This window comes from Bradyrhizobium sp. I71, from assembly GCF_022354745.1.
Taxonomy (GTDB): Bacteria; Pseudomonadota; Alphaproteobacteria; order Rhizobiales; family Xanthobacteraceae; genus Bradyrhizobium; species Bradyrhizobium liaoningense.
Genome location: NZ_CP059398.1, coordinates 3462054 through 3480990, shown reverse-complemented (window position 1 = coordinate 3480990; position 18937 = coordinate 3462054). Strand labels below are relative to the sequence as shown.

The following is an 18937-nucleotide window of genomic DNA, read 5'->3' as shown; positions in this document are numbered from 1 at the left end:
CTAGCCTACTTTCCGATGCAGAATTTCTGAAAGATCGCCCCAAGGACGTCCTCAACGTCCACCCGGCCCAGCAGACGGCCCAGGGCATAAGCGGCGGCGCGCAGCTCTTCGGCCGCCAGCTCTTCGCCCTCTTCTACAAGCTGCAGACTCCGGCGCAAGCTGTCCGACGCCTGGCGCAGCAGATCGCGCTGCCGCGCCCGGGTCACCAAAGCGCCTTCCGTCGTTCCGAAGAAGTCGGCGGCGAACATTACGAGGGCGTCGATCAGTTCCGGAATGCCGTCGCCCCGGCTCGCGGAGATCGGGAACTCGCCCGGCGGTACGGGGCCCTTGCGCCCGCCGAGATCGATCTTGTTGCGGACGATCCAGACCGAGCCGCCCGACGAAGCATTTCCGTCGCCGGATCTTCGAAGCGAGCGCATGGATTCCGGGTCGACAGCTTGCCCGCCCTCCACCAACCACAGGACCAGGTCGGCGTCCCCGGCTCGTGCACGCGCCCGACGCACGCCCTCCTGCTCCACGGGATCATCGGTCTCGCGAATGCCGGCGGTGTCGATGACAGTGACGGGGTAGCCGTCGAGATCGAGCTGCACCTCGATCACGTCGCGCGTGGTGCCGGCATGAGGCGAGACGATCGCGACCTCGCGCCGCGCGAGCTGGTTGATCAAGGTCGACTTGCCAACGTTCGGTTCGCCCGCGATCGCAACCACCAGGCCGTCACGCAGACGTTCAGCTTGTCCCTGTGCCGCAAGGACTTTCGAGATTTCGTCATGCAGGGCTTGGATTGCCCTGACTGCCGGCGCCTTCAATTCGGCCGGCACGTCGCCTTCGTCGGAAAAATCGATGCCCGCCTCGATCAGCGCGGACGCCTCGATGATGCGTTCCCGCCAGTCGCGCGCGTGATCGCCGAGGAGACCTTGCAACTGGCGCAGCGCCTGGCGCCGTTGCCGGTCGGTGTCGGCGTGGATGAGATCGTCGAGACCCTCGGCCTCGGTGAGGTCTAGCTTGCCGTTCTCGAACGCGCGCCGCGTGAACTCTCCAGGCTCAGCGGCGCGCGTATTCGGAATATTCGAAATTTCCGCAAGGAGCGCCGCAAGCACCGCGCGTCCGCCATGGACGTGAAACTCGGTGACATCCTCGCCGGTCGCGCTGGCCGGTCCTGGGAACCAGAGCACCACCGCATCGTCGATCGGCTGGCCCGCGCCGTCACGGAGCAACCGGCGGCTCGCCTGCCGCGGTGCCGGCAGCCGGCCCGCGAGCCTTGTCAGCACCAAGCCGGCCTGCGAGCCCGACACACGCACCACCGCGATCGCGCTGGGCGCCCGGCCGGATGACAGCGCAAAAATGGTCTGGTCTCTCGGATGCATGGCCTATTTGTCCGCCTCCCGGCGAAAAGGCAAACGTCCGTTTCCGCCGGCCAGCCGGAGGATTTGCTGCACCAAATCCTGCAGCAATGCCTATGCTGCAACGCAACATAACTGCTGCATTTTGCTGCAACGTTCCCTATCCGAGAGAGTTCAGGCCGAGTGCCATCCCAACTTTTCCTCGCGATAGCAACATATTAATGAACGCCCGCGATCGGGATGGGAACCACCTTCATGCTGCAACTTCGCTGCAGCAAAGCCGCACAACAAAAGGGCGCCCGAAGGCGCCCTCTAATCCCTTGCTGCAGTGCACTCAGGTATTCATCGACTCGAAGAACTCCGAGTTGCTCTTGGTCGAGCGGAGCTTGTCGAGCAGGAAGTCGATCGCGTCCATCGTGCCCATCGGATTGAGGATACGGCGGAGCACGTACATCTTCTTGAGCACCTGCGGATCGGTGATGAGCTCCTCCTTGCGGGTGCCGGAGCGCGAGATGTCGATCGCCGGGAAGGTACGCTTGTCCGACACCTTGCGGTCCAGGATCAGTTCCGAGTTACCGGTACCCTTGAACTCTTCGAAGATGACTTCGTCCATGCGGCTGCCGGTATCGACCAGCGCGGTCGCGATGATGGTCAGCGAGCCGCCCTCCTCGATGTTGCGGGCGGCGCCGAAGAACCGCTTCGGGCGCTGGAGCGCGTTGGCATCGACACCACCGGTCAGCACCTTGCCGGATGACGGCACCACGGTGTTGTAGGCGCGGCCAAGGCGGGTGATCGAATCGAGCAGGATCACGACGTCGCGGCCGTGTTCGACCAGGCGCTTGGCCTTCTCGATCACCATCTCGGCGACCTGGACGTGACGCACCGCCGGCTCGTCGAAGGTGGAGGACACGACCTCGCCCTTCACCGAGCGCTGCATGTCCGTGACTTCTTCCGGACGCTCGTCGATCAGCAGCACGATCAGATAGCATTCGGGATGATTGTGCGTGATCGAATGCGCGATGTTCTGCATCAGCACTGTCTTACCGGTGCGCGGCGGTGCGACGATCAATGCGCGCTGGCCCTTGCCGATCGGCGCGACGATGTCGATCACGCGTGCAGACAGGTCCTTTCGCGTGGGATCGTCGATCTCCATGCGGAAGCGCTGATTCGGAAACAGCGGCGTGAGGTTGTCGAAATTGACCTTGTGCTTGGACTTTTCCGGGTCCTCGAAATTGAGCGTATTGACCTTCAGCAACGCGAAATAGCGCTCGCCCTCTTTCGGACTACGGATATGGCCTTCGATGGTGTCGCCGGTACGCAGGCCAAAACGGCGGATCTGCGAGGGTGACACGTAGATGTCGTCGGGGCCCGGCAGATAATTCGCATCGGGCGAGCGGAGAAAGCCGAAGCCGTCGGAGAGCACCTCGACGACGCCTTCGCCGACGATGTCGGTCTCGGCGAGCGAGAGCTGCTTGAGGATGGCGAACAGCAGCTCCTGCTTGCGCATGGTGCTTGCGTTCTCGACCCCGTTCTCTTCCGCGAACGAGACGAGCTCGGCCGGGGTTTTCGACTTGAGGTCCTGGAGTTTGATTTCCCGCATTGGGGTGGTCCTGTGGGGTAGCCTTAGAAGAGGGGGATGCGAGGAGGCTCTGAAATGCGGACGTGAGAAGGTAAGGTCCGCAGGACTGGCAAGGTGAGCGCCGGGAGGCTTCAAACCTGATGCGGTATCCGGCTTCTGGAAAGCCCGGACACAACCACATCCGCCTGCGTTGGGTGGGATGTCGACAATATAGAAAATCGCTTCCTGCTCCGCAAGCCGAAGCGCTGAGCGAATCGTCGGCGCGATGTGCCTAGAACGGCTTCACGATCACCATGATGACGATGAAGATCATCAGAACGGTCGGCACCTCATTGATTATTCGATAGAATTTCTGGCTCCGCGGGCGCCGGTCGGCGGCGAAATCCTTAAGCCAACGGGAAAAAAAGCCGTGGACCGCAGACATCGCCAGGACCAATGCCAGTTTTACGTGCAACCAGGGCGATGCGAACCAATGGCCGGACCACGCGAGATAGAGACCGGCCAGCCAGGTCACGATCATGGCCGGGTTGATGATCGCCTTGAGCAACCGGCGTTCCATGACCTTGAACGTTTCCGACTGCTTCGAGCCAATCTCCGCCTCGCAATGATAAACGAACAGCCGCGGCAGATAGAGCATGCCGGCCATCCAGGAGATGACCGCGATCACGTGCAGCGCCTTGATCCACTCGTACATTCCGGCAGCCTTCCGTGTCTTGCCTTTCGCGTTTTATGGACGCGAACCGGGATCCATGTCGTTCGAACGCGCCCAGTCTCACCGGACAGTGGATGGAACGAGCTCGGTAAGAATTCATTCATAGATTTGGGTGCACACACATATCCGCGTGCTCGGCTCTTCTAAACCTAATAATTTTAGAATCTTAAGGTTTGAGTCTATGTGACCGTGGATTGGACTCACACAATTCCGTCCGCCGTTTCGCGCGCGCTTGTTCACATCCATAAACATATCCAGCGTGGCCTCGAGCCGTTCGGATAAGCCGTCCGAACTCAAGAGCTTGCGCTTCCCCGTCGGCAGCTTATCAAGAGGGTTATCCGCGCAATCCCGCTCGCCTCATCGGAGGGCGCCGGACTTGTCCTGAGGGGCAGTGGTGTGAAGAAAATTGGCCGTTGTCCCGCCCTTGGTGTCGCACATCCCTTTCCAAGGGGTTAAGCTCCACAGAAATCCACAAACCGCCCCGCCCTCATACAAAGAGTTTTTGTGCCGACCTCGAACAATTATTTCCATCTGCATCTGGTCTCGGACTCCACGGGTGAGACGCTCATCACCGTGGCGCGCGCGGTCGCAGCCCAATACGCCAACGTGACGCCGGTCGAGCACGTCTATCCGCTGGTGCGCAGCCAAAAGCAGCTCGACCGCGTGCTCGATGAGATCGAGGAAGCGCCGGGAATCGTGCTGTTCACGCTGCTCGAAAAGGATCTGGTCGCCAGGCTCGAGGACAAGTGCAAGCAGATCAATGTTCCGAGCCTGTCGATCATCGGCCCGGTGATGCAGCTGTTCGAAGCCTATCTCGGCGCTGCGACCACCGGGCGCGTCGGTGCCCAGCACGTCCTCAACGCGGAATATTTCAAGCGCATCGACGCGTTGAACTACACGATGATTCATGACGACGGTCAGCACGTCGAAGGTCTCGACGAGGCCGACGTGGTGCTGGTCGGCGTGTCCCGGACGTCGAAGACGCCGACCTCGATCTATCTCGCCAATCGCGGCATCCGCACCGCCAACGTGCCGCTGGTTCCAGGCATTCCAGTGCCTTCGCAACTGGAGACGCTGACCCGGCCGCTGGTTGTCAGCCTGCACGCGACGCCGGAACGCCTGATCCAGATCCGGCAGAATCGCCTGCTGTCGATGGGAGCCGAGTCCGGCAGCGACACCTACACCGACAAGCAGTCGGTCACCGAGGAGGTCGCGTTTGCTCGCAAGCTGAGTGCCAAGCATGACTGGCCGCTGCTCGACGTCACCCGCCGCTCGATCGAGGAAACCGCGGCGGCGATCATGAAGCTCTATAGTGATCGCCAGCGCAACCGGCCCTCGGAATAGTTTCTGCCATGGTTCTGTGGCGCGGTACATCTCCGTTGATCCTGGCCTCGCAAAGCAGCGCGCGCAAAATGCTGCTGGCCAATGCCGGGCTCGGATTCCAGGCCGTGACGGCCGATATCGACGAGCGCGGCATTCAGGCCGCATCGAGACTGTCAAACCCGCGCGAGATCGCCCTGTTGCTGGCGCGAGAAAAGGCCAAGGCGGTTTCGGCGAGTCATCCAGGAAGCTACGTGATCGGCGCCGATCAGACATTGGCTCTCGGGATGCGTCTCTTCAACAAGCCTGCAGGCCGCGCACAGGCGCTGGCGCAGTTGCGCGATCTCGCCGGCAAGAGCCACGAGCTGAATTCGGCCATAGCCGTTGCGCGTGACGGCAAGATTGTTTTCGAGGACGTGTCAGTCGCCCGCATGACCATGCGAGAGATGACCGATGCCGAGCTTTCGGCCTATCTCGACGCCGCCGGCGATGCCGTCACGACCAGCGTCGGCGCCTATCAGCTCGAAGGCCTCGGCATCCATCTGTTCGAGCGGATCGAGGGCGATCATTTCACCATTCTCGGCCTGCCGCTGCTGCCACTGCTTGCGTTCCTGCGCCGCGAGCGGCTAGTTGCAGTGTGACCGACAGACATGGCTATGGCTTGATGCGGATCCTCGGACTGACCGGCTCGATCGGGATGGGCAAATCCACCACCGCGAAACTGTTCGCGGAGGCCGGTGTGCCCGTCTACGATGCGGATGCCGCCGTGCATCAACTCTATGAAGGCGAAGCGGCCCCCGCGATCGAGGCTGCGTTCCCCGGCACCACCGTCAACGGCAAAGTCGACCGCACAAAACTGTCGGCGCGCGTCGTGCACGATCCTGCCGCGATCAAGCAGCTCGAGCAAATCGTTCATCCGATGCTGGGCGCCTCCCGGCAGAAATTCTTCGCCGACGCCGAGGCCGCCAAGGCGCCGGTGGTGGTGCTGGACATCCCGCTGCTGTTCGAGACGGGCGGCGACAAGCGGGTGGACGCCGTGGTCGTGGTCTCGACGTCGCCCGAACTCCAGCGCCAGCGGGTGCTGGCGCGCGGCACCATGGACGAAGCCAAGCTCGACGCCATCATCGCCAAGCAGACGCCGGATGCCGAAAAACGCCGGCGCGCCGATTTCGTGGTGGATACGTCACACGGACTTGAGCCGGTGCGGGCGCAAATCGCGCACATTCTGGCCGAGGTCGTTAAGATGCCGCAGCGGCGAGCCTGATTCGCCGTCTCACACGGCGACCAAGACATGCGCGAAATCGTCCTCGACACCGAAACGACCGGCCTCGATCCGCTCCGCGGCGACCGACTCGTCGAAATCGGCTGCGTCGAGATCCTCAACCGCATGCCGACGGGGCAGACTTTTCACGTCTACATCAACCCTGAACGGGACATGCCGGCGGAAGCGTTCGCGGTGCACGGATTGTCGTCCGAATTCCTGGCGACGAAACCATTGTTCCACGAGGTCGCCGACGAGTTTCTGGAGTTCATCGGCGACGCCCCGCTGGTGATCCACAACGCCTCGTTCGACATCGGCTTCATCAATGCCGAGCTTGACCGCATCAAGCGCGCCGCGATCCCGCGCGAGCGACTGGTGGACACGCTGCTGCTGGCGCGCCGCAAGCATCCCGGCGTGTCGAACCGGCTCGACGATCTCTGCTCGCGCTATGCGATCGACAATTCACGCCGCACCAAGCACGGCGCGCTGCTGGATGCCGAGCTGCTGGCCGAAGTCTATGTCGATCTGGTCGGGGCGCGACAGTCGCAGCTGCTGCTGGCTTCGGACACCCAGGAGATCCGCGTCAATGCGGGCGGCGATGCGCCGCGGCGACAGCGCCTGGTGCCGCTTGCGCCGCGGATTTCGGAGGCCGAGCGAGAGGCCCATCGGGCCTTCATCGCGACACTCGGCGACAAGGCGATCTGGAACGAGTACCTGCCCGCTCCAGCCGCCGTGGCGGTCGGTCAGGCCTGACCGGCTTGACCTTGAGCGGCCATTTGCCGCTCCATGTTCTGGCGATAGAGACCGACGAAGTCGACCGGATCCAGCATCAGGGGCGGGAACCCGCCGTCGCGTACCGCGGTCGCGATGATCTCGCGGGCAAACGGGAACAACAGGCGCGGGCACTCGATCATGACCAGCGGATGCAGGTTCTCCTTGGGCACGTTGACGATCCGGAACACGCCGGCATAGGCGAGCTCGAACGAGAACATCACCTTGCCTGCGGTCTCGGCCTTGCCTTCGACCGACAACGTCACCTCGAACTCCTGTTCGCTGAGATTGTTGGCGTTGACGTTGATCTGGATGTTGATCTGCGGCGGCTGGCTCTGCTGCTGGAGCGAGCTCGGCGCGTTGGGATTTTCGAACGAGAGGTCCTTGGTATATTGCGCCAGCACATTGAGCTGGGGAGCCTGGGCCGCCTCGGGAGGGGTGCCGTTACCGTTGGTCATGAAAGTCTCTCCTTACCCGATTGGGGCTGAATTTCGCGGCGGTTGGCTAACATAGGGCCGCCTCGTTCCACAAGGACGAACGGCCCCGCATCGGGGAATCGGGCCGCGCCCGCCGTTTGGACGGTCATCCTGCCTTTTCCGCGAAATTGCGCCTTAAATGATTGAAGATGCGCGATTTCCCGGCAGGATCGGGTTTCCCCTTAAGGATAAAACGCGCTACACTTGGTGCTGTGCCAAAAGGCGCCATTGGCCCGGCAAGATTTCGTGCCTACATCCCACGGACCTGACACGGACCTAAAATGGTGATGTGGACTTGCCGTTTCCCTGGGGAACGGTCTACTGGCCGGATTAATTTTCCCGGCAACGACCCCTGAAAAGACCAGAAAGCGAATACGACGTGGACATCTACACCATCATATTCCTGGCGCTGGCAGTCTTCATCTTTTTGAGACTGCGTAGCGTGCTGGGGCAGCGCACGGGCAACGAGCGGCCGCCGTTCGATCGCACCGCCGCCCGCAATGCGTTGGGAGGTGCCCAGGACAACAACGTCGTGACCGTGCCGGGCAAGGTGATCGACCAGGCCCCGCTCGCGCCGACGGCCGAGCCGACCCCGCCCTCCGATCGCTGGAAGGGGCTGGCCGAGCCCGGCACTGCGTTGGCGCAGGGCCTCGATGCCATCGTCGAGAAGGATTCCACGTTCGACCCGCGCCATTTCATCTCGGGCGCCCGCGGCGCCTACGAGATGATCGTGCTGGCCTTTGCCAATGGCGACCGCCGTGCGCTGCGCGACCTGTTGTCGTCGGACGTCTATGACAGTTTCGATGCCGCGATCAAGGAACGCGAGAAGAACGAGCAGAAGACCGAGACGCGCTTCGTCTCGATCGACAAGGCCGAGCTCGTCGGCGCCGAGATGCGTGACCGCACCGCCCAGCTCACCGTGCGCTTCGTTTCGCAGATGATCTCGGCCACCCGCGACAAGGCCGGCAACATCGTCGACGGCAGCGCCGACACGGTCGCCGACATCACCGACATCTGGACTTTCGCCCGCGACACCTCCTCTCGCGATCCGAACTGGAAGCTGGTTGGCACCGGAAGCGCGAACTAAGGTCTTTCTGAAGAACAGCGCGACGGCGCTTTGCGCGTGTGCCGTCGTGCTCTCGTCGTTTTCGCTCGGTGCCGAGGCGGCGCGGCGCCACCATCGCAGCCATCATCATCACGCCCGGCAATTGCCCGCCGCCCCGCCGCGGGCCTTGCCCTACCCGCAGCTTCCCCTGCCGTTCGAAATTCCCGGCGCGCAATATCTGCCGCTGGCTTGGGCGGACGTGAAGGGTTGGGAAGAGGACGACCATCTCGCCGCCTATAAGACGTTCCGCGCCAGCTGCCGGCCGATCAATGCGCAGAACGGCGGGGCCGAACCCAAGGCCTTCGAACCCAAGGCCCTCGAATCCAAGGCCTTGGGCGCCTCGCTGAGCGAGCCTTGCCGCGCTGCCAAGACGCTCGATCTCGCCGACGACGCCAAGGCGAAGACCTTCTTCGAGGAGAACTTCACGCCGCTGCGGATCTCGCGCCTCGGCGAGCCCGACGGTTTCGTCACCGGCTATTACGAACCGGTGCTGGAGGGGTCGCGCACGCAAACCGATGTCTACAACGTGCCGGTCTATCGCCGTCCCTCGAATCTGTTCGTGCGCGGTTACAAGCAGGATTCGGTCAGCCTGCCCAACAAGGGCCCGGTCTATCGCAAGATCGGCCGCCGCAAGCTGGTGCCCTATTACGACCGTGGCGAGATCGAGGACGGCAAGATCGCCGGCCGCGGGCTGGAGATCGCCTGGCTCAAGGATCCGACCGATCTTCTGTTCGCCCAGATCCAGGGCTCGGCACGGATCAAATTCGAGGACGGCAGCTCGGTTCGGCTCAATTACGACGCCTATAACGGCTATCCCTACACGGCCGTCGGCCGCATCCTGATCGAGCGCGGCATCATCCCGAAAGAGGAGATGTCGATGCAGAAGATCAGGGAGTGGATGGCGCAGAATCCCGACGGCGCCAAGGAGCTGCGCCGCGCGAACCGTGCCTACATCTTCTTCCGCGAGGTCAACCTCTCCGACAAGGACGAGGCGGTGGGCGCGCAAGGCATTCCGCTGACCGCCGGCCGCTCGATCGCGGTCGACAAATCGCTGCATGTCTACGGCACGCCGTTCTTCATCGAGGGCGAGCTGCCGATCGAGTCCGAACGCGCGAAGTCGCCGTTTCACCGGCTGATGATCGCGCAGGACACCGGTTCGGCCATCATCGGCCCCGCACGCGCCGATCTGTTTTTCGGCGCCGGCCAGGAGGCCGGCCGTGTCTCCGGGCGGCTGCGCCATCCCATGCGTTTCGTGATGCTGGTGCCGAAGAGCCTCGATCCGGGCCCGCGCGCCGCGAAATTGCCGATACCGGACGCCAGGCCCTCGGAGAAGATCGCAAAGCTGTTTCCGCAAACCGTCCCGGCCAAGGCGGCAACGCCCGCTGCCGCCGCGGCGCAAGACAAGAACGAAACGGTTGCCATCGCCGGTCCCGTTCCGATACCGGTGCCGCGTCCCGCGATCGACCCTGCCTCTGAGCCGCGTCGGCCGGTGAAGAATCGTCCTCATCGGCAGCAATGAAACGATCGTCCCGTCCGCCCGTGCTGGAGCCTCGCCCCTCGCCGCGCCGCCGTGCGCTGAGCGATGAGGAGCGCGAGCTGTGGGACCTCGTTTCGAGACAGGTCAAGCCGCTGAGGAAGCCCCGCGTGCCAAAGACGCATGCCGCGCCGCGCCAGGAGGCGTCACCCGCCGGTCCGGCCAATCGACCGGCGTCATCGCCGCGGCCCGTCGCCGCCGCGCCGTCGCCGCGCGTGACGAAGCCGTCCATTCCGCCCCTGGCGCCGCTTGGCAAGCGCGAGCGGACAAAACTGTCGCGCGGCCGCAGCGAGATCGAGGCGCGGCTCGATCTGCACGGCATGACCCAGACGCGCGCCCATCGCGCGCTGACCGGTTTCCTGCACCGCGCCCATCAGGATGGCCTGACCTTCGTGCTCGTCATCACCGGCAAGGGCCGCAGCGGCGGCGAAAGCGGCGTGCTCCGCCGTCAGGTGCCGGAATGGCTCAGCCTGCCGGAATTCCGTGCCTTCGTCGTCGGCTTCGAGACCGCGCATATCGGCCACGGCGGCGAGGGCGCGCTGTATGTGCGGATCAGGCGGGCGAGGGGTTAGCAGTCCCGACGTGTGCGGCTTCCCTTGCCTCTCCCGCTTGCGGGAGAGGCCGACGCGCGAAGCGCGGCGGGTGAGGGTTCTCTCCTCTTGGGGAATCCCTATGCGGAGAGAGCCCCTCTCCCCAACCCTCTCCCGCAAGCGGGAAAGGGAGCGCACCGTCTAGAACGGCCGGACGATGCCGACGCGCGGGATCAGTGAGAGGATCAGGCCGAAGATGTTCGTGTTGCGATCCTCCGCCGGAATCAGCGCAGCCTCCGGCTTGGCCGGCAGCATTCTGACCGCATGCAGAATCAGGAACATGCAGACCGCCCAGTTCGAGATCCAGCGCGAATAGTCGAACACCATCGCAAACATCACGACATAGGCGAGGCTGATGCCGACCAGCGCCGCGACGACGAGGCGGCGGTGCGTTTCGCTGGCGAGTGCGCCGATCAGGCGCGCAAGATAACGCCACAACGGCGTGTGTAGCCAGATCAGCAGGACGAACACGGGCACGCCGAGAATGTTGTGCGGCAGGCGGCCCCAGGTGTCGGCAACCTCCTTCGCCAGCGGCTGGTACCAGATGTAGGCAAATTGCAGCAGATCGGTCCGCGCGGGATCGGCCATCCGGCCTTTCAGATAGGTGACGAAATCCGCTTCGGGGATCGGCATCGTTCCCCAAAACTGCGCTGCGAAGAACAGCGCGGAGACGACGGCGAGGGCGACGCTACCGAAAGCAATGTTGCTGCGATTGCAGCCATGGGTCAGGTAGTGCCTGATCACGACGATGGTGATGATCGTCGGCACATACATCAGCAGATGAATGTGATGGATCAGCACGAGGACGATCGAGAACAGCGCGGCCGTGGCAACGAACAGCAGCGAGCCCGCGGGCATCAGCAGCAGGATGATCGCCAGCGCGCAGCCATAGATGTCGAAATGGCCGAGCGTGTGCATGAAGTTCTTCAGGAAGAACGGCGAGCCCGCGGTGAAGACGAACAGCGGCAGCGTCCTCGCGGTGAAGCCGAAGGTCTTCTGAAACAGCCTTGCGTAAAGCGCTGATGTCACCAGCCACGTCGCCCCGCCGAGCGCAAACACCAGCCAGACCGGCACCTTGTCGGTGAAGAGGGCGACGACCGCGCCGATCAGCGCGCGCTTGATGAAGCCGAAATGATAGTCGACGAGGAGGTGAATATAGGGGACGTAAGGCGGCAGCTGGATCTTGTGGACGAACACGCCGACGAGGACGGCGGCGTTGATCGCGAGCAGCAGCCGCCAGGGATTTTGCAGGATGTGTACGGTCACGCCGCATCAATAGCGTGACCGCCTCAAATTACAAAATAAACCGGCTCAGATCCGCGTTCTTCGCGAGGTCCCCGACGTGCTTCTGCACGAAGTCCGCATCCACCTTGATCGTCTCGCCGCTGCGGTCGGGGGCGGTGAACGAGATCTCGTCCAGCACCCGCTCCATCACGGTCTGGAGCCGCCGCGCGCCGATGTTCTCGACGGTGGAGTTGACGGCCACCGCGACGTCGGCGAGCGCGTCGATCGCGTCGTCGGTGATGTCGAGCGTCACGCCCTCGGTCTGCATCAGCGCGATATATTGCTTGATCAGCGAGGCCTCGGGCTCGGTCAGGATGCGGCGCATGTCGTCGCGGGTCAGCGCCTGCAGCTCGACGCGAATCGGCAGGCGGCCCTGCAATTCCGGCAGCAGGTCGGACGGCTTGGCGACGTGGAACGCGCCCGAGGCGATGAACAGGATGTGGTCGGTCTTGACCGCGCCGTGCTTGGTCGAGACCGTGGTGCCTTCTATCAGCGGCAGGAGATCGCGCTGCACGCCCTCGCGCGAAACGTCGCCGCCGACGCGGCCGTCGCGCGCGCAGATCTTGTCGATCTCGTCCAGGAACACGATGCCGTTGTTCTCGACTGCGCTGATCGCCTCCAGCGTCAGCTGCTCGGTGTCCAGCAGCTTGTCGGATTCCTCGTTGACGAGGATCTCGTGCGAGCTCTCGACCGTGAGCCGCCGCGTCTTGCTGCGACCGCCGAGCTTGCCGAAAATGTCGCCAAGCGAGATCGCGCCCATCTGCGCGCCCGGCATGCCCGGGATCTCGAACATCGGCATGCCGCCGCCCGACGATTGCGTCTCGATCTCGATCTCCTTGTCGTTGAGCTCGCCGGCGCGCAGCTTCTTACGGAAGGATTCGCGCGTCGCCGAGCTCGCATTGGCGCCGACCAAGGCATCGAGCACGCGCTCCTCGGCGGCGAGCTGGGCACGCGCCTGCACGTCCTTGCGCTTGCGCTCGCGCACCTGGGCGATCGCGACCTCGACGAGATCGCGCACGATCTGCTCGACGTCGCGGCCGACATAGCCGACCTCGGTGAATTTCGTCGCTTCCACCTTCAGGAACGGCGCGTTCGCGAGCTTGGCGAGCCGTCGCGCGATTTCCGTCTTGCCGACGCCGGTGGGGCCGATCATCAGGATGTTCTTCGGCAGAACCTCCTCCCGCAACGAGCCGGAGAGCTGCTGCCGCCGCCAGCGGTTGCGCAGCGCGATCGAGACGGCGCGCTTGGCGTCGCCCTGGCCGACGATGAAACGGTCGAGTTCGGAAACGATTTCGCGGGGAGAGAAGTCTGTCATGTGTGCTTAGCTAGGGTCAGATGCGGGCCGGGACAAGCCGCATTTCAGGTCAGATGATCGGCGGCCCCGATTGCCATTGCTTCACGGCCTCGATCGGATGGATCAGCATCAGGATGTTGAGCGTCAGATTGTCGCGAATGTGGAGCGCCAGCATGATCTCGAAGGCGATGCCGAGCAGGACGGTCGCTGTGACCGGCAGCACGCGTGCGGCCAGGAACCCCAGGATCATGGCCAGATTGTCCGAGACCGAATTGACGATGCTGTCGCCGTAATAATCCAGCGAGATCGTGCCGGCGCGATAGCGCTCGATGATGAACGGCGAGTTCTCGACGATCTCCCAGGCTCCCTCGATCAGCATGGCGACGATCAGCCGGGCCGGCCAGGACAAGGGCAGGAACGGCAGCCTTGCGAACAGCAGCCAGGTCAGGCCGTAGAACAGGAAGCCGTGCAGCACGTGCGAAAAGCTGTACCAGTCGGCGATCTGCTGCGAATTCTCCGAGCTGTTCACCACCCCATGCCAGAGCTTGATGGTGCCGCAGATGCAGATCGGCACGCGCCCCATCGCGAGCAGGATCGAGGCCTGCAGCGCCAGCAGCAGCAGCGCGATGCCGACCCAGGCGAGCGGCGGAAATGCGGTCTTGGCAGTGGGGGTTTTGGCGACGGGGGTCACGGCGAGCGTCATGGGTCTCGGATCATCAGGAGTGCCGGACCGTCGGGCGTGACGATGACATGCTGCGGCACAAATCCGGCCTTCTCATAGGCACGGATCGCACGGGCATTGGCGGGACTCGGATCAATCACGATGCGCGGCACGCCGCGCGCGAAGAGTTCGTCGGTGAACGCGCGGATGAAAGCGGAGCCGTGGCCGCATCCGAGCATGTCGGCTTCGCCGATGAACTGATCGAGGCCGCGTGTTCCTGTCGGCTGCGGACCGAAGCCGAGGTGCCATTCACCGAGCTGGTAGCACTGCAGATACGCCAAGGGCCCGTCCTTGCTGACGATGAACTGCGCCAGGTCAGGATGATCGAGGTCGCCGCCGACGAATTCAAGCGTCTCCGGATCATGCCACCATTCCGCGACATGCGGTGCGTCCAGCCACCGCCGGATCAGCGGCATGTCGGCCGTGGTCATCGGGCGGAAGGTGTAGGTGGTGGTCATCTAGCGGCCCCGGCGGTGCTGTGCCCCCTCGCCCGCTTGCGGGAGAGGGCGGGGGAGAGGGTGTCTTCGCAATGGGACGATCCCCACGATGAGAAAACCCTCACCCGGCGCTGTGCGCCGACCTCTCCCGCAAGCAGGAGAGGTTACAGCCAGTCCGGAGCGCCGCTGTTGAGTCACAGATAGGTCCTAGCCCGTCGCCAGGCTTTCGATGGTCACATTCCGGTTGGTGTAGACGCAGATGTCGGCGGCGATGTCGAGGGAGCGGCGGACGATGGTCTCGGCGTCCTTGTCGGTGTCGAGCAGGGCCCGTGCCGCCGCAAGGGCATAGTTGCCGCCGGAGCCGATCGCCATCACGCCGGCCTCGGGCTCGAGCACGTCGCCGGTGCCCGTCAGCACCAGGGAGACGTCCTTGTCGGCGACGATCATCATGGCCTCCAGCCGCCGCAGATAGCGGTCGGTGCGCCAGTCCTTGGCGAGCTCGACCGCGGCCCGGGTCAGCTGCCCCGGATATTGCTCGAGCTTGGCTTCCAGCCGCTCGAAGAGCGTGAAGGCGTCGGCGGTCGCGCCGGCGAAGCCCCCGATCACGTCGCCCTTGCCGAGCTTGCGGACCTTCCTGGCATTGGACTTGATCACGGTCTGGCCGATCGAGACCTGGCCGTCACCGCCGATCACCACCTTGTCGCCCTTGCGGACCGTCAAGATCGTGGTGCCGTGCCAGACCGGCGAGCTGTTCTGGGGAGCCTGCATGGATGATCCTCGTTGTCCGGCCTGATTTAGGCGGTCGGGGCAAAGGGCACAACCTGGGCACAACGGGCCGTTCCGGCCCTAGATTTCGCTCACCATAGGCGGAAGTGCCGGGCTGACGGAGCGTTCCCGCAGTAGCGAAGCCGTCATTTGGCTGTTAAAAGACCGCCGTTTTCGGGCAAACCATAGCGAAAGCTTTCAATGCGCACCGCGACGATCAAGCGCAAGACCAAGGAAACCGACATCGAGGTCTCCGTGAACCTCGATGGATCAGGCGTGTCCAATATCGCGACCGGCATCGGCTTTTTCGACCATATGCTCGATCTCCTCGCCCGCCATTCCCGCATCGACCTCACGGTCAAGGCGGTGGGCGATCTGCACATTGATCATCACCATACCACCGAAGACACCGGCATCGCGCTCGGCCAGGCGGTCAGGCAGGCGCTCGGCAACATGGCGGGCATCACCCGCTATGCCGGCGTACACATGCCCATGGACGAGACGCTCTCGCGCGTGGTCATCGACATCTCGGGCCGCCCGTTCCTGGTGTTCAAGGTCGATTTCCCCCGCGACAAGATCGGCGAGTTCGACACCGAGCTGGTGCGCGAGTGGTTCCAGGCCTTCGCCATCAACGCAGGCGTGACTCTCCACGTCGAGACCCTATATGGCGATAACAGCCACCATATCGCCGAGTCCTGCTTCAAGGGTCTGGCACAGGCGCTGCGGGCGGCGGTCGCGATCGATCCGAAGGCGGCGGGCGAAATTCCGTCCACCAAGGGTTCGCTCGGCGGCTGACATCTTCGTCTCGGCGGCAAAACGCTGCCGGCGGCATCACTGAATTCAGAGAACGGGGCATCACCATGCCTGTCTACACAGTTCACGCTCCCTTCCCTGGCGGAGCCGATCTGCGCGCGACCGACAAGTTCGTCTTCGTGCGCGATGGCTTCCATTTCTGGGCGATGATCTTCGGTCCGTTCTGGCTGCTGTGGAATCGGCTGTGGCTGGCGCTGATTGGCTGGGTGCTTTTCACGGCCGCGTTCAGCGCGGGGCTGTCCAGCCTCGGTGTCGGACGCAGCTCGGTCGTCTTTGCCAATCTCATCATCGCGCTGCTGATGGGGTTCGAAGCCTCGAGCCTGCGCCGCTGGACCTTGTCGCGCGGCAAATGGCGGCAGCTCGACGTGGTGGTCGCCGACAACGGCGACACCGCCGAGCGCCGCTTCTTCGAGCGCTGGAGCCAGAAGCAGCACGGCATCGTCAACGATCAATGGGCCATCGATCGCGGCGGTCCGCCGCCCACCCGCAACACGCAGGGTCAGTCGTTTTCGAACCCGCCGCCAATTCCGGCCGGCGGCATCATTGGATTGTTTCCAGAACCGGGAGGGTCAAGATGAGCGTCGCCATCATCGATTACGGTTCCGGCAATCTGCATTCCGCCGCCAAGGCGTTCGAGCGCGCCGCGCGTACCCTGGAGATCCCGCAAAAGGTCTTCGTCACCAGCGATCCGGACCAGGCTTACGGCGCCGATCGTCTGGTGCTGCCGGGCGTCGGCGCCTTCGCCGATTGCCGGCGCGGCCTTGATGCCGTCAACGGCATGGTCGAGGCGATCACCGAGGCGGTGCGGGTCAAGGCGCGGCCCTTTTTCGGCATCTGCGTCGGCATGCAGCTGATGGCGAGCCGCGGCAAGGAACATGTCATCACCGAAGGCCTGAACTGGATCGGCGGTGACGTCGAGAAGATCACGCCACGCGATGAAAGCCTGAAGATCCCGCACATGGGCTGGAATACGCTCGACGTGCTGAGGGAGCATCCGGTGCTGAACAAGCTGCCGCTCGGTCCGAAGGGCCAGCACGCTTATTTCGTGCACTCCTATCACCTCAACCCCGCCAGCGAGGCGGACGTGCTCGCGCGCGCCGATTACGGCGGGCCCGTCACCGCGATCGTGGCGAAGGACACCGCAATCGGTACGCAATTCCACCCCGAGAAGAGCCAGCGTTTCGGCCTGGCCCTGATCTCGAACTTTTTGCGATGGAAGCCGTGATGGCCGCTTCGCTCTCTCTTGTCACCTCCCCCCTTGTGGGGGAGGTCGAACGCGCAGCGTTCGGGAGGGGGGTAAGCCCCGACGGCGGTGCCCGCGGCTACCCCTCTCCCCAACCCTCCCCCACAAGGGGGGAGGGAGCGCACCGTGTGCGCGGAAAAATCCTGGCTCAATCATGATTCTCTTTCCCGCGATCGACCTCAAGAACGGCCAGTGCGTGCGCCTCGAGCAAGGCGACATGGCGCGCGCGACCGTGTTCAACCTCAATCCGGCCGCGCAGGCGCAGAGCTTTGCCGATCAGGGCTTCGAATATCTCCACGTCGTCGACCTCGACGGCGCCTTCGCCGGCAAGCCTGTGAACGCGCAGGCCGTCGAGGCGATGCTGAAGACGATCAAGATCCCGGTGCAGCTCGGCGGCGGCATTCGCGATCTCAAGACCGTCGAAGCCTGGCTCGACAAGGGCATCACCCGCGTCATCATCGGCACCGCCGCGGTGCGCGATCCTGAACTGGTGAAGTCTGCGGCGAAGAAGTTTCCCGGCCGCGTCGCGGTTGGGCTCGACGCGCGTGACGGCAAGGTCGCGGTCGAAGGTTGGGCCGAGACCTCGCAGGTCACGGTGCTCGAGATCGCGCGGCGTTTCGAGGATGCCGGCGTCGCCGCCATCATCTTCACCGACATCGCGCGCGACGGCCTGCTCAAGGGATTGAATCTCGACGCGACCATTGCGCTCGCCGAGGCCATCTCCATCCCCGTGATCGCCTCCGGCGGTCTCGCCTCGATCGAGGACGTCAAGGCGATGCTGACGCCACGCGCCAAGAAACTCGCCGGCGCGATCGCCGGCCGCGCGCTCTATGACGGCCGGCTCGATCCCGCCGCCGCCCTCGCCTTGATCCGCAACGCGCGCACTTAGGAGACATCGGATGTTCAAGGTGCGCGTGATCCCCTGCCTCGACGTCAAGGACGGCCGGGTCGTCAAGGGCGTCAACTTCGTCGATCTGCGCGATGCCGGCGATCCCGTCGAGGCCGCGATCGCCTATGACGCCGCCGGCGCCGACGAGCTCACCTTCCTCGACATCACTGCGACCCATGAGAACCGCGGCATCATGCTGGACGTGGTCCGGCGCACGGCGGAGGCCTGCTTCATGCCCGTCACCGTCGGCGGCGGCGTGCGTGAGGTCAACGACATCAAGACGCTGCTGCGCGCCGGTGCCGACAAGGTCTCAATCAACAGCGCCGCCGTGGCACGGCGCGAGTTCGTCAAGGAAGCTGCTGAAAAATTCGGCGAGCAGTGCGTGGTGGTGGCGATCGACGCCAAGCGCGTCAAGCGCCCCGGCGGCGACCGCTGGGAGATCTTCACCCATGGCGGGCGCAACTCGACCGGCATCGATGCCATCGAATACGCCCAGGAAGTGGTCTCGCTCGGGGCCGGTGAAATCCTGCTCACCTCGATGGATCGGGACGGCACCAGGCAGGGGTTCGACATTCCGCTGACCCGTGCGATCGCCGACAGTATTCCCGTTCCCGTGATCGCCTCGGGCGGCGTCGGCAATCTCGACCATCTCGTCGACGGTATTCGCGACGGGCACGCCACGGCCGTGCTGGCCGCCTCGATCTTCCATTTCGGGGAATTCACCATCCGCGAAGCCAAGGAGCACATGGCGCGGCGGGGACTCCCCATGCGCCTGGATGCCTGACGACTCCTGTACTCAAGAA

21 protein-coding genes are annotated in these 18937 nt (G+C 64.0%); 12 read left to right on the top strand and 9 right to left on the bottom strand.

Annotated elements, in window-relative coordinates; all coding sequences use genetic code 11:
• Window positions 1–5 precede the first annotated feature (5 nt).
• The 3 genes from mnmE to hemJ all read right to left on the bottom strand — a co-directional run bounded on the left by mnmE (window position 6) and on the right by hemJ (window position 3613).
• Complete coding sequence (gene mnmE / locus FJV43_RS16900) at window positions 6–1364, bottom strand: tRNA uridine-5-carboxymethylaminomethyl(34) synthesis GTPase MnmE (protein WP_239628651.1); 1359 nt, start codon at window positions 1362–1364, stop codon at window positions 6–8.
• Between the two features lie 310 nt (window positions 1365–1674).
• A complete protein-coding gene (rho, locus tag FJV43_RS16895) occupies window positions 1675–2940 on the bottom strand; it encodes a transcription termination factor Rho (RefSeq protein ID WP_239628649.1) in 1266 nt (421 codons plus the stop codon).
• Window positions 2941–3190: 250 nt separating this feature from the next.
• Complete coding sequence (gene hemJ / locus FJV43_RS16890) at window positions 3191–3613, bottom strand: protoporphyrinogen oxidase HemJ (RefSeq protein WP_028181379.1); 423 nt, start codon at window positions 3611–3613, stop codon at window positions 3191–3193.
• Between the two features lie 522 nt (window positions 3614–4135).
• On the opposite strand from hemJ, the gene FJV43_RS16885 reads away from it, so the two are divergent.
• Genes FJV43_RS16885 through dnaQ form a run of 4 tightly spaced genes read left to right on the top strand, consistent with a single transcriptional unit; the run spans window position 4136 to window position 6965 of the window.
• Window positions 4136–4975: a pyruvate, water dikinase regulatory protein gene (locus tag FJV43_RS16885; protein WP_100233242.1), complete on the top strand. Its 840-nt coding sequence runs from the start codon at window positions 4136–4138 to the stop codon at window positions 4973–4975.
• 8 nt (window positions 4976–4983) lie between these two features.
• Window positions 4984–5592, top strand: coding sequence for a Maf family nucleotide pyrophosphatase (locus FJV43_RS16880; protein ID WP_239628647.1), 609 nt, complete (start codon window positions 4984–4986; stop codon window positions 5590–5592).
• Window positions 5593–5615: 23 nt separating this feature from the next.
• Window positions 5616–6215 (top strand): dephospho-CoA kinase, encoded by a 600-nt coding sequence (coaE, locus tag FJV43_RS16875; RefSeq protein WP_239629445.1) that lies wholly within the window; start codon window positions 5616–5618, stop codon window positions 6213–6215.
• 27 nt (window positions 6216–6242) lie between these two features.
• Window positions 6243–6965 carry a DNA polymerase III subunit epsilon gene (gene dnaQ / locus FJV43_RS16870; protein WP_197965020.1) on the top strand — a complete coding sequence of 241 codons (723 nt, stop codon included), beginning with the start codon at window positions 6243–6245 and terminating at the stop codon, window positions 6963–6965.
• Here the strand turns inward: dnaQ and secB are convergent.
• A complete protein-coding gene (gene secB, locus FJV43_RS16865) occupies window positions 6956–7441 on the bottom strand; it encodes a protein-export chaperone SecB (RefSeq protein WP_239628645.1) in 486 nt (161 codons plus the stop codon). The genes dnaQ and secB overlap by 10 nt on opposite strands.
• Before the next feature lie 397 nt (window positions 7442–7838).
• Here secB and FJV43_RS16860 point away from each other — a divergent pair, with 397 nt between their 5' ends.
• The 3 genes from FJV43_RS16860 to FJV43_RS16850 are packed head-to-tail and all read left to right on the top strand — an operon-like array spanning window position 7839 to window position 10670.
• A complete protein-coding gene (locus FJV43_RS16860; protein WP_239628643.1) occupies window positions 7839–8546 on the top strand; it encodes a Tim44/TimA family putative adaptor protein in 708 nt (235 codons plus the stop codon).
• Window positions 8524–10083 (top strand): MltA domain-containing protein, encoded by a 1560-nt coding sequence (locus tag FJV43_RS16855; protein ID WP_239628641.1) that lies wholly within the window; start codon window positions 8524–8526, stop codon window positions 10081–10083. Before FJV43_RS16860 ends, FJV43_RS16855 begins: the two co-directional genes overlap by 23 nt.
• On the top strand, window positions 10080–10670 hold the full coding sequence (locus FJV43_RS16850; RefSeq protein WP_239628640.1) for a Smr/MutS family protein: 591 nt from the start codon (window positions 10080–10082) through the stop codon (window positions 10668–10670). The genes FJV43_RS16855 and FJV43_RS16850 overlap by 4 nt, the downstream gene beginning before the upstream one ends.
• Window positions 10671–10829: 159 nt before the next feature.
• On the opposite strand, the gene FJV43_RS16845 is transcribed toward FJV43_RS16850, so the two are convergent.
• The 5 genes from FJV43_RS16845 to hslV form a co-directional block, all read right to left on the bottom strand.
• Window positions 10830–11954: a hypothetical protein gene (locus tag FJV43_RS16845; RefSeq protein WP_239628638.1), complete on the bottom strand. Its 1125-nt coding sequence runs from the start codon at window positions 11952–11954 to the stop codon at window positions 10830–10832.
• Between the two features lie 28 nt (window positions 11955–11982).
• Window positions 11983–13287, bottom strand: a complete 1305-nt coding sequence (gene hslU, locus FJV43_RS16840; RefSeq protein WP_239628636.1) for an ATP-dependent protease ATPase subunit HslU — start codon at window positions 13285–13287, stop codon at window positions 11983–11985.
• A gap of 49 nt (window positions 13288–13336) precedes the next feature.
• Window positions 13337–13969, bottom strand: coding sequence for a DUF2585 domain-containing protein (locus tag FJV43_RS16835; RefSeq protein ID WP_239628635.1), 633 nt, complete (start codon window positions 13967–13969; stop codon window positions 13337–13339).
• Entirely contained in the window at window positions 13966–14445 is a 480-nt protein-coding gene (locus tag FJV43_RS16830) for a GNAT family N-acetyltransferase (protein ID WP_239628633.1), read from the bottom strand. The genes FJV43_RS16835 and FJV43_RS16830 overlap by 4 nt, the downstream gene beginning before the upstream one ends.
• A 186-nt stretch (window positions 14446–14631) precedes the next feature.
• A complete protein-coding gene (gene hslV, locus FJV43_RS16825; RefSeq protein WP_239628632.1) occupies window positions 14632–15192 on the bottom strand; it encodes an ATP-dependent protease subunit HslV in 561 nt (186 codons plus the stop codon).
• A 198-nt stretch (window positions 15193–15390) separates the two neighbouring features.
• Here hslV and hisB point away from each other — a divergent pair, with 198 nt between their 5' ends.
• The 5 genes from hisB (at window position 15391) to hisF (ending at window position 18918) form a co-directional block, all read left to right on the top strand.
• Window positions 15391–15984, top strand: coding sequence for an imidazoleglycerol-phosphate dehydratase HisB (gene hisB, locus FJV43_RS16820; RefSeq protein ID WP_239628630.1), 594 nt, complete (start codon window positions 15391–15393; stop codon window positions 15982–15984).
• 65 nt (window positions 15985–16049) lie between these two features.
• Entirely contained in the window at window positions 16050–16580 is a 531-nt protein-coding gene (locus FJV43_RS16815; RefSeq protein ID WP_239628628.1) for a DUF2628 domain-containing protein, read from the top strand.
• A complete protein-coding gene (gene hisH / locus FJV43_RS16810; RefSeq protein ID WP_239628627.1) occupies window positions 16577–17227 on the top strand; it encodes an imidazole glycerol phosphate synthase subunit HisH in 651 nt (216 codons plus the stop codon). Before FJV43_RS16815 ends, hisH begins: the two co-directional genes overlap by 4 nt.
• 172 nt (window positions 17228–17399) lie before the next feature.
• Window positions 17400–18134 carry a 1-(5-phosphoribosyl)-5-[(5-phosphoribosylamino)methylideneamino]imidazole-4-carboxamide isomerase gene (hisA, locus tag FJV43_RS16805; protein ID WP_239628625.1) on the top strand — a complete coding sequence of 245 codons (735 nt, stop codon included), beginning with the start codon at window positions 17400–17402 and terminating at the stop codon, window positions 18132–18134.
• A gap of 10 nt (window positions 18135–18144) precedes the next feature.
• Window positions 18145–18918 carry an imidazole glycerol phosphate synthase subunit HisF gene (hisF, locus tag FJV43_RS16800; RefSeq protein ID WP_061023640.1) on the top strand — a complete coding sequence of 258 codons (774 nt, stop codon included), beginning with the start codon at window positions 18145–18147 and terminating at the stop codon, window positions 18916–18918.
• Window positions 18919–18937 lie beyond the last annotated feature (19 nt).

Excerpts from the sequence above, each read along its gene's own strand:
- mnmE (WP_239628651.1), bottom strand. The coding sequence starts at position 1,364 with ATGCATCCGAGAGACCAGACCATTTTTGCGCTGTCATCCGGCCGGGCG.
- rho (WP_239628649.1), bottom strand. The coding sequence starts at position 2,940 with ATGCGGGAAATCAAACTCCAGGACCTCAAGTCGAAAACCCCGGCCGAG.
- hemJ (WP_028181379.1), bottom strand. The coding sequence starts at position 3,613 with ATGTACGAGTGGATCAAGGCGCTGCACGTGATCGCGGTCATCTCCTGG.
- FJV43_RS16880 (WP_239628647.1), top strand. The coding sequence starts at position 4,984 with ATGGTTCTGTGGCGCGGTACATCTCCGTTGATCCTGGCCTCGCAAAGC.
- coaE (WP_239629445.1), top strand. The coding sequence starts at position 5,616 with ATGCGGATCCTCGGACTGACCGGCTCGATCGGGATGGGCAAATCCACC.
- dnaQ (WP_197965020.1), top strand. The coding sequence starts at position 6,243 with ATGCGCGAAATCGTCCTCGACACCGAAACGACCGGCCTCGATCCGCTC.
- secB (WP_239628645.1), bottom strand. The coding sequence starts at position 7,441 with ATGACCAACGGTAACGGCACCCCTCCCGAGGCGGCCCAGGCTCCCCAG.
- FJV43_RS16850 (WP_239628640.1), top strand. The coding sequence starts at position 10,080 with ATGAAACGATCGTCCCGTCCGCCCGTGCTGGAGCCTCGCCCCTCGCCG.
- hslU (WP_239628636.1), bottom strand. The coding sequence starts at position 13,287 with ATGACAGACTTCTCTCCCCGCGAAATCGTTTCCGAACTCGACCGTTTC.
- FJV43_RS16835 (WP_239628635.1), bottom strand. The coding sequence starts at position 13,969 with ATGACGCTCGCCGTGACCCCCGTCGCCAAAACCCCCACTGCCAAGACC.
- FJV43_RS16830 (WP_239628633.1), bottom strand. The coding sequence starts at position 14,445 with ATGACCACCACCTACACCTTCCGCCCGATGACCACGGCCGACATGCCG.
- hslV (WP_239628632.1), bottom strand. The coding sequence starts at position 15,192 with ATGCAGGCTCCCCAGAACAGCTCGCCGGTCTGGCACGGCACCACGATC.
- hisB (WP_239628630.1), top strand. The coding sequence starts at position 15,391 with ATGCGCACCGCGACGATCAAGCGCAAGACCAAGGAAACCGACATCGAG.
- FJV43_RS16815 (WP_239628628.1), top strand. The coding sequence starts at position 16,050 with ATGCCTGTCTACACAGTTCACGCTCCCTTCCCTGGCGGAGCCGATCTG.
- hisH (WP_239628627.1), top strand. The coding sequence starts at position 16,577 with ATGAGCGTCGCCATCATCGATTACGGTTCCGGCAATCTGCATTCCGCC.
- hisA (WP_239628625.1), top strand. The coding sequence starts at position 17,400 with ATGATTCTCTTTCCCGCGATCGACCTCAAGAACGGCCAGTGCGTGCGC.
- hisF (WP_061023640.1), top strand. The coding sequence starts at position 18,145 with ATGTTCAAGGTGCGCGTGATCCCCTGCCTCGACGTCAAGGACGGCCGG.